Below are 14,581 nucleotides of genomic sequence, written 5' to 3' on the forward strand. Positions count from 1 at the left end.
GTGAAGCATGGCTGCATTAAAGCCAGAAGTGAAAGCCTTCATCGTCCAGCAGCTTGCGTGCTTTGACACTCCCTCTCAAATAGTCGAAGCCGTACAAAATGAATTCTCTATTCAGATAACCCGCCAGCATGTGGCGTCACACGATCCAACAAAAGCTGCTGGCGTGAGTTTGGCTAAGAAGTGGGTAGATCTATTCCACGCAACACGCGCCCGATTCCAGAGTGATATTTCAGGCATCCCCATAGCTAACAAGGCATACCGCCTGAGAGTCCTTGACAGGATGACGGTGAAAGCTGAGGGGATGAGAAACATGGCGCTTGCAGCCTCTCTCATGGAGCAGGCTGCCAAGGAGTGCGGAGATGCTTACACCAATAAGCTGAAGGTGGAAAACACTGGTGCTGATGGTGGGCCTATCAAGTATTCGGACATTACCGAAGAAGAATTAGAAGATCGCCTTAAGGAGTTGGGTCATGGCCGTCACAGATCGCAACTCGCTGAGAAACAGGCAGACTCTTGAGGCATTTAAGCGCCGAGCTATAGCAGAAGCCAGAGAATCCCTGATGGGGTTCACGCTCTACACCAACCCTCTGTACGAAACTGGCTGGTTTAATGAGTTGCTGTCTGCTGAGCTTGACCAGTTCCTGGCTGATGTCGAAGCCGGAAAGATGCCCCGACTGATGATATTCGCGCCACCACGCTCTGGTAAGAGTGAAAAGGCGTCCAGAAGATTCCCTGCTTATGTGTTGGGGAAGCATCCCGACTGGAATGTGATCGCCTGTTCGTACTCATCAGACCTGGCTAACCGCATGTCACGCGACACTCAGCGTATCGTTGGGTCGAAGAAATATGCAGATGTATTCCCTGGCACGTCACTACCCTCCGGAAGGAGTGGCGCAGGTGGAGCAATTCGCACCGCAGAACTATGGGAAGTGGTAAACGCCAGTGGTGAAATACATGGTGGGGCTTATCGTGCAGCAGGCGTAAATGGCGGCATCACCGGTCAGGGTATGAATATCGGTATTATTGATGACCCGGCCAAAGATTACAAAACCGCATCATCCCCAACGTATCAGGAAGCAGTTATTGACTGGTATGACACAACCTTCTTTACCCGTGCAGACCCAAAAGTTAACGGGATCATCATCATCCTTACCCGTTGGCACCAGAATGACCTTGCCGGTCAATTGCTGAAAAAAGCCGAGGAAGGCGGTGAGGAGTGGCGCGTGGTTAGCTTCCCGATGGAAGCGGAGAAAGAAGAAATTCATGAGCTGAACGGCAAGAAGTACATTCTGCGTAAGCCTGGTGAAATCCTCTTCCCCGAGCGCATGCCGCAAGAGTTCGTCGATAAAGCCAAGCAGCGTGGGTCACTGGTGTGGAACGCCCTGTACCAGCAGCGGCCAACAGCCAAAGGCGGCGGCCTGATTAAGTCGGACTGGTTTGGTGACTATCGCGAACTGCCTGTCATGAAGTGGCGAGCTGTGTACGGCGATACGGCGCAGAAAACCAAAGAGGTGAACGACTTCTCCGTGTTCGAACATTGGGGGCTCGGCGTTGACGGCTACATGTACCTTATCGACATGATCCGCGGCAAGTGGGAATCAGATGAGCTGAAGCGCAGAGCTATAGCATTCTGGAGCTCCTGCAAGCAGCTAAAGAACGGCCCTCTTCGTCACATGGCGATAGAAGACAAGGCATCCGGCACTGGCCTGATACAGAGCATCAGGAAAGACGCTCTATGCCCCGTAAAGGCCATTCAGCGCGACAAGGATAAGTACACCCGCCTGATGGATACGCAAGGATTCATTGAGTCCGGTTACATCAAGTTACCTGCTGACAAGCCATTCATTAATGATTTCCTCGTTGAGATGGAGGCCATTAACCCTGAATTTAATACACATGATGATCAGCTCGACCCGATGATGGACGCCATCACCGAGATGAAAGCTAAAGCTGGCATCCTGTTCCACATCCCTGACGAGATGCTTCAATGACAAGACGTAAAGCCGCGCAGGCACCTCGCCGGGAAGTGGCAAAGATAACGCAGATGCATATCGACAAGGCGTCTGCGGTAAATGACGAGAAACCGCGAGCTGAATTTAAACGGTATGAGCCATTGCCTGGTGTTATTCCTGAGGCAGGGCGAGAGTCAGCTTTAGCGATGGATGCAACTCCTTACGATGTGCTTAACAGCATGTCTATCGGTGATGAGTATTCAGGATTTCGCGGATACCCTCAGTTGGCAGCGATGTCGCAACAGGTTGAGTACGCAAACACTCACGCCATGATGGCTGATGAGATGACGCGCAACTGGATTGAAATTAAAAGCCGGAAGGAAGGTGATCCGGATGTCGATGCGATGGATGCTGCGCTGGCCAAGTTCGACATCAAGCGACTTATTCATGAAGCAGTGAAGCAGGACTCTCAATACGGCGTGGCCCACATCTTCATTGATGTAGGAGCCAGTGACGAGGAGAACGAAAAGCCGCTATTCATTGACCCGCGAAAGATTGAAAAAGACAGCCTGAAAGGGTTCAGATGTGTCGACCCGAACTGGGTTTACCCGGCAATGTACAATACCAACAAGCCATTGCGTGCTGACTTCTATAAACCACAAGCATGGTTTGTTATGGGCAATACAGTCCATGAGTCGCGCTTTATCGACATCGTCAGCCGCCCGGTACCAGACATCCTCAAGCCGTCGTATAACTTTGGTGGATTGTCCATGACCCAGTTGATGGAGGATTATGTTATTGACTGGCGCGAAGCCAAGAAAAACGTAATCAAGATCCTCAGAACGCTTCGTATGCGAGCGTTAAAAACGGATATGGATGCGCGACTTCAGGAGCCAGGTCAGTTCGATAAACGCATTAAGCTTTTCACGCAATATCAGGATAACTTCGGGATTTGGGCTCTGGATTCTGAAGAAGATCTGCTTCATCAACAGACCTCTCTCAGCGAGCTTTCCAATCTGCTCTCAAACTACCAGGAACAGCTCTGCATCCCGTCGCGCACGACTAACCTGAAGATGTTTGGTAACGCGCCAGCAGGGCTTAACGCCAGCGGTGACGCAGAGATAGAAACATGGCACGAAACGATATCCGGCTCTCAGGAACTGGACTACCGTCGGGCTATTGAGAACATTTTCAAAATCATCCAGCTGTCAGAATTTGGTGAGCTAAAGCCTGATATTTATTTCGAGTTCCGTCCGCTTGATGAACTGAGCGAGAAAGAGAAGGCCGAGATAAACGAAATTAAAGTTCGCACCGTAACTACTGCATCTGACTCTCAACTGGTCAGCTCAGAAGAGGGGCGCGATGCCCTGAAGTCTATTGAAGGCGCTGGCTTCGAAAATTTGGCAGGTGACTATGAGTCAGAAGAAGGCGAAGAGTAAGACGCTCAGACCAGTCAACTATAACGCCGGTAACATGATCTGGTATCAACATCAGATGATGGAGTTGGTCCGCCAGATGCAGGTTGATGTGAAGTCCAGCGTGCTGCCCATCATTGAAGATAATCCAATGGCAATGGATGCTAACCCGGTAAAACTGGTCAGGCATGCGCTTCAGAGGCTTGCTGAGAAATGGATCACTCGCTTTGTGGAAGAGTCTTTACCAATAGCTGCGAAGTTCACGGCAAAAACTACAGCGGCAGCAGACAGGTCACTTCTCGCGTCAGCGCGTAAAGACTCAATGACCATCAACATGCAATGGACCCCTGCGATGCTGGAAAAGCAGGAGGCAATCATTTCCGAGAATGTCGCACTAATACGCTCTATCCCCACCCAATACTTCACTGAAGTTGAATCAATGGTGTTTCGGTCAATGGCGAAAGGCGGTGATCGCAAAGCTCTATCTGATGAGATTGAGGCCAGTTTCGGGAAGAGATTCGGCATCACCCGTCGACGAGCTGAGTTCATTGCGAAAGACCAGACACGGAAAGCAACCAGTGCGTTATCTGCGGCAAGGCAGCAGGCAGCAGGGATCCGAGAAGGTGAGTGGGTACACAGTGGTGGAGGTAATCAGCCGCGGCACAGCCATGTGAAGGCTGGTAAAGAGAGAAAGCGCTTCGATCTTTCCAAAGGTTGCCTGATTGATGGCGAGTACATCATGCCCGGGCAACTACCTCATTGCGGGTGCACGTGGAAGCCTGTGTTACCATTCTGACTTCGTGAAAAGGGGGGAAGATGATTATTGAGCTAGAAAATCATGAGGTTGCCACGTTAAGAGTTGCACTCGCACACTTTAGTGGTTATCTGGAAGAGGAAGGCCTTGGAGATGATGAACACGGTAAAGAGATGGTTAGGCTTTATCAAATAAACACAAACTCCATACTAAAGAAAATAACTAACAACTAGGTCACTTCGGTGGCCTTTTTTATTACCTGAAGAAAGGTAAAAACATGAAAGATGTGAAGTTTGCCTTTGATAAGGCGAGCGTGCGCACCTATGACGCAGACGGGAAGCTTCACGTTGAGCTTACACCCATCAGTAAAGCCAACATCTGTGTCTACTACGGGAAAGAGATCCCTTGCTGGGAAGAGCTAGGCCTCATTCCGGATAAAGCATATCGACTCCTGCGTGACCCTGAAGAGTTGCGCAAGGCGGCAAGCTCATTCAATAACCAACCGCTGCTTAATACTCACATCGCTGTATCGGTTCTTGCCCCTCCGAAAGAGGCAATTATTGGCTCTACTGGTGAAAGTGCAGAGTTCGACGGCACCTACCTGAAAAACTCACTCGTCATCTGGGATGTGAATTCCATTATCGGTGTCGAGAACAAGCAGCAGCGTGAAATCTCATCTTCATACCGTTACCGGCTCGATATGACGCCTGGCGAGTACGAGGGCGAACCATACGATGGCGTTATGCGTGACATCGTTTGTAACCACGTGGCAATCGTGCCAAGTGGCCGGGCTGGCCCGGATGTATTTGTTTATGACTCATTACCTACAGGACTCAAGCTGATGTCAAAAATCCAAAAACTGATGGCGCTGTTTAAGCCTCACCTGGCTAACGATGCCGACCCTGAAGAGATGGAAAAAAAGGTCGGGGAAATCATCAAAGATGAAGACGATGACGGCAAGAAAAATAAAGTAGCCGAAGACGAACTCACCGAGGAAGAGAAGAAAAAACTCGCCGAGGATGAGGAGCAGGCCGAGAAAGATAAGTTGGCGAAGGATGAGGACGATAAGAACGAAAAAGAGAAGATGGCAAATGACAGTAAATTAGCCATGGACTCAGCTATTAAAGGCGTAGAACAGCGTTTTGCCGCACTTCGCCAGGCTGAGCGTGATGTTCGGCCGGTGGTTGGCGAGTTGGCTTGCGATACTGCTGAAGAGGTCTACCGCACCGCTCTCAAACAGATGGGATGTGCAGATCATGCATCGCTACCATCTGCCGCACTTCAGTCCGTTTTTAAAGCCTATTCCCGTCCGGCAATGGCTAACGACTCCACCTCCATCAACCACAGCTCACGCGAAGCCGTGAAAGCCTACTTCGAGGGGAAATAATATGTCTTTTCAAAAGAGCGTAAGCCTTTATTCAGGTGTGGGTCAGGCAGGCCAACCAGCATCGAATAGCCCAATCATCGCAGCAGCAGGTGGTCCCGGCGCATACCAGGCAGGGACGAGTGGTCTGATCATGGCTCGCTTTGCCTGGCGCAACTCGACCAATCCACTGAAATTGGACAATACCGGTACAGGCAATCCGGTCGGCTACGTGATGAACAATGCCAATGCAACGATTGGTTATCTCCAGAGCAACAGCATGACCATTCCTGCCGGGCGCGAAGCTTCTCCGGTTGTTGGCGGTGACTTCTGGGCTATCTCAACCACAGTGGCAACCGTTGGTCAGAAAGTGTTTGCGGTTCTGGCAACTGGATTGCTGGCAACCGGTGCTGCGGGCGCAACTATCTCCGGTGCCGTTGAAACCGACTGGTCTGTCGCAAGCCCAGCAGCTATCGGTGATTTACTGATTATCTCTACATGGAGCAAAGCATAATGCCTCAACTGACTCAGGCTGATTTCGCGGCCTTTAAAGCGGAAGCTGAATCGCGCGGCATTTCCCTGCCACCAACTGTAACCCGTTTTGCAATGGATGCTGACGCTCAACCTGGCATGGCTCCTAACGGTGGCATCCCTGCAATTGTATCCACCTTCATCGATCCTGAAATTGTGCGCACCATCTTCGCCAAACAGAAAGCAGTCGACATTCTGGGCGAGAAGAAAAAGGGTTCATGGGCTTTGGACACCATGATGATCCAGCGTATCGAGCAATCTGGTGATGTCGCTGGATATGACGATTACAGCGAGCAAGGTGGTAACCAGGTTACATCCCATTGGGAGAACCGTCAGGTATATCGCTATCAGACGATGGTCACCTATGGTGAGCTGGAGCAAGAGCGTTATGGTCTTGCGATGCTGCCATATGTTGCAGAAAAACAACGAGCGGCGGCGTGGACTCTCAACCAGGCACAGAATAAGTTCTACTTCTATGGTGTAGACGGGCTGCTTAATTTCGGCATCCTCAATGACCCAGACCTGCCAGCGCCAATCACCCCGATTACCGTAGATGGTGCAACGCTGTGGTCAGCAAAGCAGGTCGTCGATATTTACAACGATATTCTGGCGTTGTATCAGGATCTAATTACCCGCACTAACGGTGCAATTGGTGATGGTATCGATATGGCCTCTCCACTGGTTCTGGGTATGAGCCCTAACGCATCTGTCTGGTTCAAGCGTGCTAACGAAGTGTTCGGCAACACAGTCGAAAAGATGGTTAAAGACACTTTCCCGAATCTGCGAATCGAAATCGCTCCACAGTACGACACGGATGCAGGTGAACTGGTGCAGATGTTTGCTGAAAATGCCCAAGGTCAGGATGTGGGTTACTGCGCATATAGCGAGAAGCTTCGTGCGCATCCGGTTGTTACCATGACCTCAAGCTGGAAGCAAAAGCACTCCGGCACTACTTACGGCGCGGTGATTACCCAGCCTGGTCTCTTTGCGCAAATGCTGGGAGTGTAAGTGATGGCTAAATCCTCAACATACGTAATCGGCTGCAAACTTCCGAATGGTCTGTCATTCCGTCACGGTGATCAGAAGATCATCCTGGCGGGTGCCAACTCCTCTCTGCTGGTTAATGGGTTTGGTATGACCCGCGATGTGTCTGCTGAGGCGTGGGAGGCATTCGAGAAGAACCACAAAGACTCAAAGTTCATCAAAAATGGCATTGTGTTCGCCGTATCTGATGAAAAGTCTCTGCAAGATGCAACTCTTGAGCGGTCAAAACAGAAGACTGGTCTTGAGCAGGCAAGCAAAGAAACTGCCGGTGTGACGGAAGACAAAGAGGAATAAACCATGGCGATCGTGGTGCTTGATATAGCAAAGTTCCGCGCCATGTTCCCCGAATTTTCCAACGTATCAAATGAGCTTCTTCCATTCCTGTTTAACCAGGCCACCGATTACCTGAACAACTCCGATTTTTCACTGGTTGATGACGTCATTAAGCGTGAGCGATTGCTCTACTTGCTAATGGCTCATTTGGCATACGTGCGATATGGGGATGTCAATGGTAACGGTGGCTCGGGAATGGTTGGTCGCATATCTTCAGCCTCAGAAGGTAGCGTATCGGTTTCATCTGATATCGGGCCGGTGGAGTTTCGTTACGCCTGGTATACACAGAGTCCATATGGCATGGACTACTGGCAGGCTACGAAAGTCTATCGCATGGCTAACTACTATCCGGGGTGTTGACTATGGCTGACCTGATTATGGACTTCCTGAATAACGTTGCATCCGAGCTTGATTCCAAGCAGGTAAAAGTTGGGTTCATTGATGGGGCAACTTACCCTGATGGAACTTCTGTGGCGCAGGTGGCGGCATGGAATGAATACGGGCAGCCAGAAAATAACCAGCCCCCAAGACCATTTTTCCGCAATGCTGTCTCTGAACACGAGAGCGAGTGGTCTGATGCTGTGGCTAAAGGGATGCGAGCTGGAGTCCCAGTCGAGCATGTTCTTGAGTTTGTAGGGGCGACAATAGCCAATGACGTTTATAAGTCGATAAAAGCGATTGATACCCCAACACTTAGCGCAGCCACTATTGCAGCCAGAAGATCTCGCGGCAATAAGTCGATAAAACCATTGCAGGACACAAGGCTAATGATCGGCGACGTCAAGTATGAGGTGAGCGACATTGAATCTTCACAAGATAGCCAATAGCGCCATTCGCCGCGTTAACCCAAATATCTCTTCAGTTCTGAAGAAATACGCCGGTGAAGTCATTGGGCCTGGCCGAAATCCGCAACCCTCATACCTTCCCGATCAGGATGTCATCATCCAGTTGCAGCCCCTCAGCAAGGGGGAAATGCAGCATGTGGATGGGCTGAACGTTCAGGGGCTGGTCAAGTCGATTTATGTGAATGGTAACTACTTCAGTGTCCAGCGAGAAAAGGAACAGGGCGGCGATATCTTCCAGATCAATGGCGAGACGTGGCTTGTAGTTGAGCCTATCGAGCTGTGGCCGGACTGGTGCCGCCTGCTGGTTAATCTACAGGTAAGCACATGAACGACTTTACGATTGATAGCATCATTGATGTGCTGGCTGATTACATCGAACCAATTGGCGGGACTTGCCGGCAGGCGCAGGCCAACAGGGTGCCGATGCCAAAAGGACAGTTCTGCATCCTGACCCCCTTGCGATTCACCCGGTTATCCACGACGAGAGACATTAAGCAAGATACCGGCTCTCCGGCTACCAGTGCGATGGGCTACACCGAGGTTCGCCAGGCTGATATTCAGGTAGATATCTATGGTCAGGGGGCAGGGGATCGGGCTATAGCGCTTGAGACTGTTTTCACCTCCGGCCATGCCTACGACAAAATAAAAGCCATCGATTCAAGACTGGCTCCGCTTAACTCAACTGCTGCGATTCAGGCTCCGATGATAGATGCGGAAAGCCAGTGGCAGGAACGCTACACACTAACACTTTCTTTGCAGGCACATATTACCGTGTCGTTCCCGCAGGATTATTTCGACGACGCCGAAATTACCACTGAACAGGTAGATAAACGCCCATGAGCACAATCCCTTTATCCGTTGATTTTAATATCACGCCCAATGTCGTGACGCCTGCCGGTGATGCGGTGGACGCCAATGGCCTGATGCTGACCGACAATGAGCTAGTGCCGGTCGGCGCTGTTGTTAGTTATTTTTCCGCTGCTGATATCTCTGCATTGATGGGCAGTGATTCCAAGGAGTTCCTCGCCGGGCAGCAGTATTTTAACGGCTATGAAAACTCTTCCGTAATCCCTGGTGAATTGCTGATGTCGCGCATCGTGACTGAAGATGTTGCCGGGTATTTGCTGTCAGGAAATCTTAAAGGTGTGCCACTTGCCACGCTGAAAGCAATCCCGGCAGGAACCATCACACTAACCGTTGATGGCACATCAGTAACCAGTACCTCAATTGACCTGTCCACAGCGACGAGCTTCACGGACATTGCAAGCAAGCTTGAGGTCGGGATCGGCATCACTAAGGTTGAAGTAGAGTGGCTGTCGGTTGCTAATCGATTCATTATCCGCTCAATGACTACCGGTGATGACAGTGCGGTTTCATATGCTAACGCTGGTGCACTGGCTACCGGGTTGTTACTGACTGCGACCAGCGCGGCAACTGTTTCACTGGGCTCTGATGCTGTAACGCCGACTGAGACGATGAATAACATCATCAACACTAATCAGAACTGGATCTTATTCCAGGCGCTGATTGAGTTGACTGACACCGAGAGGACAGAGCTTTGCGCGTGGGCGAACGGCAGCAAGAACCGTTATGGTTACGTGGTTCACGACCCATCTGCAGCGCCTACCGTAGCGAACAACCCAGCATGCTTCGTGCAGTCAGTGGTTGTGGCTAATGGATATGAGAGTGTTTTCCCTGTGTACGGCTCTTATCTGTACGCGACGACGGCGCTGGCCTACGCGGCATCCATCAATTTTGCCCAAACAAATGGACGGATCTCGTTTAAATTCCGCGCCTTCCCGGGGCTGTCACCGAATGTGAGCGATCTGTCTACTGCCCAGGCGTTGAAATCCAATGGCTACAACTTCTACGGCTCGTACAGCCTGAATAAAACCATGAAGCAATACACATCGGATGGTGCCATTACCGGCAAGTTCGTGTGGCTCGACACCTTTATTGACCAGGTGTGGATCAACGCCAATCTGGTAAGCGCATATGCGGAACTGTTCACCAATAACCAGTCTTACCCGTTCAATCAAAATGGCTATGGTGCAGTTCAGGCGGCGACTATCGATGTTGCAAGCCAGGCGCTGACATTTGGTGCCATCCAGAAAGGAGTGGTGCTGGACAATGCGCAAATCCGCATCGTGAATAACACCGTTGGAAAGGACATTTCCGCAACGCTCTACTCGGAAGGCTGGTATCTATTCATCCCTACCCAGACCGGGGCCGCGCGACTTGAACGACAGTTGCAGGGCGCGATTTTTTACTGGGTTGACGGGGGGCTGATTCAGAGTATTGATATGAGTTCAACGGCTATTCTGTAATAAAAGGGCGGTTAAACCGCCCTGCCGTGATTTGGGTGGTATCCATATAAAATTTCTGCTTCGTGACGCGCCTTGGCTGCATCCTCAAGGGAATCAAAAAGGCCTAGTCTTTTTCGTTTTCCATCGATATTAATGCGGGCAGCCCACTTTCCTGCTTGCTTGTGAAAGCCAACACCGGGAATTCCGCTGCTGCTGTCTTTTCTAAGCTTGGAGTTTCTTTGGTTTTCACTTTTTGTCACTAGTCGCAAATTTTCAATGCGGTTGTCATCTCTTACGCCATTTATATGGTCGATTTCCATTTTATTTGGGATATCTCCATTAAACATAACCCATATGATTCTGTGGACGAAATACAAGCGTCCATAGGCCATGGTCTGAAGGTGTCCGCTGGTGTCTTTAGTTCCTGCAATATCACCAGGATTGACTCGTTGCCTTTTTACTTTCTGTATAAGATTACCATCACGGTAATCAAACATGCTGTTAAAAAACTCCATTGAATCATTCATATAGGCCTCTTTAATTAATTTGAAGAGAGCTGAATTATACCATAAAGAAGGAAGGGCTCATGCCTATCGACATAACTTCGGCTAACAGTAAGTTGCGCATCGTCGTGCCTTCTTACTACCCTGGCGGTTTTGATGTAGACGATTACTCAGCAGACAACATGTTTGAAACGGCTGCGCTGCAAAACAAAGAAGACATGATGTCTGCTGACGGGAAATACCACGCAGGCTTCATCTTCAACCCGACAGAGTTCACCATCAACCTGATGGCGACATCCAATGCCGGCAGTCTCCTTGATGACTGGCTGGCCGCTGAGCGAACGGCAATCTCTGCCTTTGCATGCAACGCCGTGTTGACCGTCCCAGCGCTGGGGGCGAAGTGGAACTTTGTGAATGGGGTTTTATATACGTGGACGCCTGCACCTCCGGGCCGACGAGTTTTACAGCCTCGCCCGGCAGTATTCCACTTTGAAACCGTTACACGGAGCGCTATCTGATGTCACGCAAAGAGATTCCATTCATCATCGAGGAAGACAATCGGGATAAGGGGAAGGAGTTCATCATCACCGAGATGTCGGCATGGGACGCTGACGAGCTGGCTCAGGACATTTTCCGGGCAATGGGTGAATCAAACTTTTCTGAAATCCCGGCCGATGTTATTGCGATGGGATGCGCAGGTCTTGCGACGGTTGGGTTGAGCGTGCTCTCTGCGTCATCCCCTGACGTAGCCCGGACTCTTCGCGATCGCCTTATGTCCACTGTGCAAATTGCCATAACGCATGAAGGGCAAAGGCAAGTCCGCAAAGTGAATGGCGGTATCGACTTTGAAGAGGTTTCAACCATTCGCCTCGTGATGGACAAAGTCTTTAAGGCCAACTTCGATTTTTTAACAATCGCCGAAGGGTAAAGTACCCGTTTCTTGAAGAGGAAACCCTTCCGGCGAAATTAGTTTCTCCCGTCAATATTTCCCAAACTATCAACGCCATCATCTGCGCTGGAAAAGCAACGTATATCGAATTGCAGGAGAAACTGTCCGTAAAGGATATGTACAACCTGCTGGAGATTATCTCTATTGAGAACTTTAACCAGCGTGTGTGGCATAAGCATCAGGAGCAGCGATGATCATCCAGGAACTGGCGTATAAGGTAACCATCAAGGCCGATGAGTTCCTGAATGGTAAAAAGAAAGTAGCGGATGGTGCCAGGGAGCTCGGTGATACAGTCACCAAAGAATGGGAGGCGATTGGCGACACAGCAAAGACCACAGGTGGGGAAATCGTCAAAACTGGCGATGAAATCCAGCGGTCGAATAAAAAAACAGGGCAGTCATTATCTGACGCTGGCTTTGACGCTAAGAAGTTCGGCACTGCGGCGGTATCGTCATTCCGTGGCGTTACTGCGGCGGCTGCCGGATTCCTTGGGGTTGGTGCTGGGTTATACGGTGTTAAGCAGTTATTCACCTCTACGGCAAACGAGATAGTCAGAGCCAGCCAGCAGGCTAAGTTCTTTGGCTCCGACGTAAACAAGATGTTCGGGGTGCAGCGCGGGTTTAAACAGGCCGGGCTGAATGGGGATGCGTTTATCTCTGCATCAGGCAATGCCCGCATGGCCCTGGCTAACATTGCAGACCCAACAGTGTTCGGTGGTCTTACCGGTGCAGCTCAAAACCTTATGGTGCTAGGCGCTCGCACCAGCCTGAACATTAATAACCTTGGTGACCCCAACAAGGCGCTTGGAGAGTTCACCAGCTACGGGAAGAAACACTCACAAGAGAACCTAATGCAGGTGATGTCTGCCGCCGGATTCGACCCCACTGATGCAGCCAAAATTAAATCTGGTGAGCTGAAGTCGCTTGTCGATTCCGAAACGAAGAAGTCGAACATCACCGCCGCACAAGTGAAGAAGCAGGAAGATCTGGTGGCAACGCTTGGCCAGCTTGATTCCCAATTCACACGACTGAAAACTGATTTAGCGACTGCCTTTGCACCTGATGTTGTTAACGGAATGAAAGCGTTTGGCTCATGGATTGAGAATAATCACGGCAACATTATCGCATTCTTTGATGCCGCTGGTAGTACCGCCAAGAGATTTACGGAGGCGGTAGGCGGCGCTGAAAATGCTCTCAAGCTTCTGGCAGCAGCCTATGTAGGTAGCAAGGTTACTGGTGGTGCGGTGCCTCCTTGGCTGGCTGGGCTTATCGCGTATGGCACCTACCTTCATAATGATCAGGAAAATATCAAAGACAGCGCCGAATCATCGCTGAGCTATACAAAGCGCAACATTGGCGACGCAATGCGTTCTATTGGTATTGATACCGAATATGGCCGCCCAGAAGGAACGGTATTGGGTGATAACATCCAATGGGACATTCCCGGCTCTACTGACACACTCCTCGATGCCATCAGGAAGGTAGAATCTAGTGATGGAAAAAATCTTTATAGTCCGAAGGGGGCTGTTGGCGAGTATCAAATTATGGCTGATACAGGCAGAGAGCTTGGATTGCGTATTGACTCGCAGGTAGACGAACGGCTTGACCCTGAAAAATCCAGAGCAGCATCCTCAAGTTATATCAGCAAGATGCTGAAGAAATACGATGGAAATCTTAATGATTCCCTCATGGCCTACAACTGGGGGCCTGGTAATGTTGATCAGTGGATAAAACAGGGAAGAGGTGATGGCTTTACTGACAAGGATGGAAACTGGAGGTCATTGCCAAAAGAGACCAGGGAGTACACCGGGAAGATTCGCAGTGCACTGGGCGGTGGTGGTGATGGATCTAGTGGTGCGCCTGATAATGTCGCTTACTACACAAAACAGCGTAGCTTGACCGAAAGCAGGCCATATCAACTGTCTTCAAGTGGTGGCAGCCCCAAGGTAACAAACAGCACCCACATCGGTACTGTTAACGTTACTAGCAACCCGCAAACTGTAGACGCTCTGACAAAGAGTGTAAATCAACAAGCACAAAGAAGTTCAACGAATGCCGCAGTTTCTAGCTCTGTCAGTGGGTGACATTTTTGTTTTTTGTTCCATTCAAAGCACGGAAATATTTTGTGGAGATCGATTGTGATGAACTTACTGGGGTATACAGCTCATCAGCGATGCTGCCCGAGAGTTTCTGCCTAAGCACCAACCAATACATATCGAGTTCATCCTCATTTTTAGCCTCTCTTGCGGCAGGTAAGCCTCCCAAACACAAGGAGTCAACAAACTGACGCAATTGAGTTTCGGTAATTCCTCTTGCTTCACCCCAGGCACCAAGATCATTTATTGTCGCATTAGACAACTCAGTGCATGACTCTACGGCCTCGCTGTGCGCACGGGTACTCTCTTTGCTATCAGCAGCATGTGCTTGAGATATGATTGCAATGCCCATCAGAGACAACGAAAGGAAAGAGAGCGCCGCCTTAGTTTTCATATTGATATCCTTATTTGGTTTCCCTGATTCTAACCATTAACCGCTGCAAATTCATGCAACATCGCTTACTGAGGTTGGCTTTTTGTTCACGTAAGTT

Annotated in this window: 19 protein-coding genes; 17 read left to right on the forward strand and 2 right to left on the reverse strand. The window is 50.1% G+C overall.

What is annotated here, in order from left to right; genetic code table 11:
- Positions 1–7 precede the first annotated feature (7 nt).
- Genes D8682_RS01435 through D8682_RS01495 form a run of 14 tightly spaced genes read left to right on the forward strand, consistent with a single transcriptional unit; the run spans position 8 to position 10,564 of the window.
- Positions 8–517, forward strand: a complete 510-nt coding sequence (locus tag D8682_RS01435; RefSeq protein ID WP_121813294.1) for a DUF2280 domain-containing protein — start codon at positions 8–10, stop codon at positions 515–517.
- Positions 471–1,991: a phage terminase large subunit gene (terL, locus tag D8682_RS01440; protein WP_121813295.1), complete on the forward strand. Its 1,521-nt coding sequence runs from the start codon at positions 471–473 to the stop codon at positions 1,989–1,991. The genes D8682_RS01435 and terL overlap by 47 nt, the downstream gene beginning before the upstream one ends.
- Positions 1,988–3,391: a DUF1073 domain-containing protein gene (locus D8682_RS01445; protein ID WP_121813296.1), complete on the forward strand. Its 1,404-nt coding sequence runs from the start codon at positions 1,988–1,990 to the stop codon at positions 3,389–3,391. Before terL ends, D8682_RS01445 begins: the two co-directional genes overlap by 4 nt.
- On the forward strand, positions 3,366–4,163 hold the full coding sequence (locus tag D8682_RS01450; RefSeq protein WP_238392801.1) for a phage minor head protein: 798 nt from the start codon (positions 3,366–3,368) through the stop codon (positions 4,161–4,163). The genes D8682_RS01445 and D8682_RS01450 overlap by 26 nt, the downstream gene beginning before the upstream one ends.
- A gap of 20 nt (positions 4,164–4,183) precedes the next feature.
- Positions 4,184–4,354 carry a hypothetical protein gene (locus D8682_RS26615; RefSeq protein ID WP_162302968.1) on the forward strand — a complete coding sequence of 57 codons (171 nt, stop codon included), beginning with the start codon at positions 4,184–4,186 and terminating at the stop codon, positions 4,352–4,354.
- A gap of 44 nt (positions 4,355–4,398) precedes the next feature.
- Complete coding sequence (locus D8682_RS01455; protein ID WP_121813297.1) at positions 4,399–5,508, forward strand: DUF2213 domain-containing protein; 1,110 nt, start codon at positions 4,399–4,401, stop codon at positions 5,506–5,508.
- Between the two features lies 1 nt (position 5,509).
- Positions 5,510–5,998, forward strand: coding sequence for a hypothetical protein (locus D8682_RS01460; RefSeq protein WP_121813298.1), 489 nt, complete (start codon positions 5,510–5,512; stop codon positions 5,996–5,998).
- On the forward strand, positions 5,998–7,023 hold the full coding sequence (locus D8682_RS01465) for a hypothetical protein (protein WP_121813299.1): 1,026 nt from the start codon (positions 5,998–6,000) through the stop codon (positions 7,021–7,023). The genes D8682_RS01460 and D8682_RS01465 overlap by 1 nt, the downstream gene beginning before the upstream one ends.
- Positions 7,024–7,026: 3 nt before the next feature.
- Positions 7,027–7,353 (forward strand): hypothetical protein, encoded by a 327-nt coding sequence (locus D8682_RS27015; protein ID WP_238392802.1) that lies wholly within the window; start codon positions 7,027–7,029, stop codon positions 7,351–7,353.
- A 3-nt stretch (positions 7,354–7,356) separates the two neighbouring features.
- Positions 7,357–7,752 (forward strand): DUF4054 domain-containing protein, encoded by a 396-nt coding sequence (locus D8682_RS01475; protein WP_121813300.1) that lies wholly within the window; start codon positions 7,357–7,359, stop codon positions 7,750–7,752.
- 2 nt (positions 7,753–7,754) lie between these two features.
- Positions 7,755–8,219 (forward strand): hypothetical protein, encoded by a 465-nt coding sequence (locus D8682_RS01480; protein WP_121813301.1) that lies wholly within the window; start codon positions 7,755–7,757, stop codon positions 8,217–8,219.
- The gene (locus D8682_RS01485) at positions 8,194–8,565 is read left to right on the forward strand and encodes a hypothetical protein (protein WP_121813302.1); all 372 of its coding nucleotides are present in this window, start codon (positions 8,194–8,196) and stop codon (positions 8,563–8,565) included. Before D8682_RS01480 ends, D8682_RS01485 begins: the two co-directional genes overlap by 26 nt.
- Complete coding sequence (locus tag D8682_RS27020) at positions 8,562–9,077, forward strand: hypothetical protein (protein ID WP_238392803.1); 516 nt, start codon at positions 8,562–8,564, stop codon at positions 9,075–9,077. The genes D8682_RS01485 and D8682_RS27020 overlap by 4 nt, the downstream gene beginning before the upstream one ends.
- A complete protein-coding gene (locus tag D8682_RS01495; RefSeq protein WP_121813303.1) occupies positions 9,074–10,564 on the forward strand; it encodes a DUF3383 domain-containing protein in 1,491 nt (496 codons plus the stop codon). Before D8682_RS27020 ends, D8682_RS01495 begins: the two co-directional genes overlap by 4 nt.
- 11 nt (positions 10,565–10,575) lie before the next feature.
- Here the strand turns inward: D8682_RS01495 and D8682_RS01500 are convergent, their stop codons facing one another.
- Positions 10,576–11,070, reverse strand: a complete 495-nt coding sequence (locus tag D8682_RS01500) for an HNH endonuclease (RefSeq protein WP_121813304.1) — start codon at positions 11,068–11,070, stop codon at positions 10,576–10,578.
- Positions 11,071–11,129: 59 nt separating this feature from the next.
- Between D8682_RS01500 and D8682_RS01505 the strand changes: the two genes are divergently transcribed.
- From D8682_RS01505 to D8682_RS01515, 3 genes are all read left to right on the forward strand, one after another.
- Entirely contained in the window at positions 11,130–11,564 is a 435-nt protein-coding gene (locus D8682_RS01505) for a hypothetical protein (RefSeq protein WP_121813305.1), read from the forward strand.
- On the forward strand, positions 11,564–11,974 hold the full coding sequence (locus D8682_RS01510; RefSeq protein WP_121813306.1) for a hypothetical protein: 411 nt from the start codon (positions 11,564–11,566) through the stop codon (positions 11,972–11,974). Before D8682_RS01505 ends, D8682_RS01510 begins: the two co-directional genes overlap by 1 nt.
- 211 nt (positions 11,975–12,185) lie before the next feature.
- The gene (locus tag D8682_RS01515) at positions 12,186–14,078 is read left to right on the forward strand and encodes a lytic transglycosylase domain-containing protein (protein ID WP_121813307.1); all 1,893 of its coding nucleotides are present in this window, start codon (positions 12,186–12,188) and stop codon (positions 14,076–14,078) included.
- Here the strand turns inward: D8682_RS01515 and D8682_RS01520 are convergent.
- Entirely contained in the window at positions 14,068–14,484 is a 417-nt protein-coding gene (locus tag D8682_RS01520; protein WP_121813308.1) for a hypothetical protein, read from the reverse strand. The genes D8682_RS01515 and D8682_RS01520 overlap by 11 nt on opposite strands.
- Positions 14,485–14,581 lie beyond the last annotated feature (97 nt).

The organism is Buttiauxella sp. 3AFRM03, assembly GCF_003675305.1.
In the GTDB taxonomy this organism is placed as follows: domain Bacteria; phylum Pseudomonadota; class Gammaproteobacteria; order Enterobacterales; family Enterobacteriaceae; genus Buttiauxella; species Buttiauxella ferragutiae.

Bases quoted from the DNA above. Each gene is read 5' to 3' on its own strand.
- D8682_RS01450 (WP_238392801.1), top strand. From the start codon at position 3,366: ATGAGTCAGAAGAAGGCGAAGAGTAAGACGCTCAGACCAGTCAACTAT.
- D8682_RS01505 (WP_121813305.1), top strand. From the start codon at position 11,130: ATGCCTATCGACATAACTTCGGCTAACAGTAAGTTGCGCATCGTCGTG.
- D8682_RS01455 (WP_121813297.1), top strand. From the start codon at position 4,399: ATGAAAGATGTGAAGTTTGCCTTTGATAAGGCGAGCGTGCGCACCTAT.
- D8682_RS01500 (WP_121813304.1), bottom strand. From the start codon at position 11,070: ATGAATGATTCAATGGAGTTTTTTAACAGCATGTTTGATTACCGTGAT.
- terL (WP_121813295.1), top strand. From the start codon at position 471: ATGGCCGTCACAGATCGCAACTCGCTGAGAAACAGGCAGACTCTTGAG.
- D8682_RS01460 (WP_121813298.1), top strand. From the start codon at position 5,510: ATGTCTTTTCAAAAGAGCGTAAGCCTTTATTCAGGTGTGGGTCAGGCA.
- D8682_RS01435 (WP_121813294.1), top strand. From the start codon at position 8: ATGGCTGCATTAAAGCCAGAAGTGAAAGCCTTCATCGTCCAGCAGCTT.
- D8682_RS01465 (WP_121813299.1), top strand. From the start codon at position 5,998: ATGCCTCAACTGACTCAGGCTGATTTCGCGGCCTTTAAAGCGGAAGCT.
- D8682_RS27015 (WP_238392802.1), top strand. From the start codon at position 7,027: ATGGCTAAATCCTCAACATACGTAATCGGCTGCAAACTTCCGAATGGT.
- D8682_RS01510 (WP_121813306.1), top strand. From the start codon at position 11,564: ATGTCACGCAAAGAGATTCCATTCATCATCGAGGAAGACAATCGGGAT.
- D8682_RS01520 (WP_121813308.1), bottom strand. From the start codon at position 14,484: ATGAAAACTAAGGCGGCGCTCTCTTTCCTTTCGTTGTCTCTGATGGGC.
- D8682_RS01480 (WP_121813301.1), top strand. From the start codon at position 7,755: ATGGCTGACCTGATTATGGACTTCCTGAATAACGTTGCATCCGAGCTT.
- D8682_RS27020 (WP_238392803.1), top strand. From the start codon at position 8,562: ATGAACGACTTTACGATTGATAGCATCATTGATGTGCTGGCTGATTAC.
- D8682_RS01445 (WP_121813296.1), top strand. From the start codon at position 1,988: ATGACAAGACGTAAAGCCGCGCAGGCACCTCGCCGGGAAGTGGCAAAG.
- D8682_RS01495 (WP_121813303.1), top strand. From the start codon at position 9,074: ATGAGCACAATCCCTTTATCCGTTGATTTTAATATCACGCCCAATGTC.
- D8682_RS26615 (WP_162302968.1), top strand. From the start codon at position 4,184: ATGATTATTGAGCTAGAAAATCATGAGGTTGCCACGTTAAGAGTTGCA.
- D8682_RS01515 (WP_121813307.1), top strand. From the start codon at position 12,186: ATGATCATCCAGGAACTGGCGTATAAGGTAACCATCAAGGCCGATGAG.
- D8682_RS01475 (WP_121813300.1), top strand. From the start codon at position 7,357: ATGGCGATCGTGGTGCTTGATATAGCAAAGTTCCGCGCCATGTTCCCC.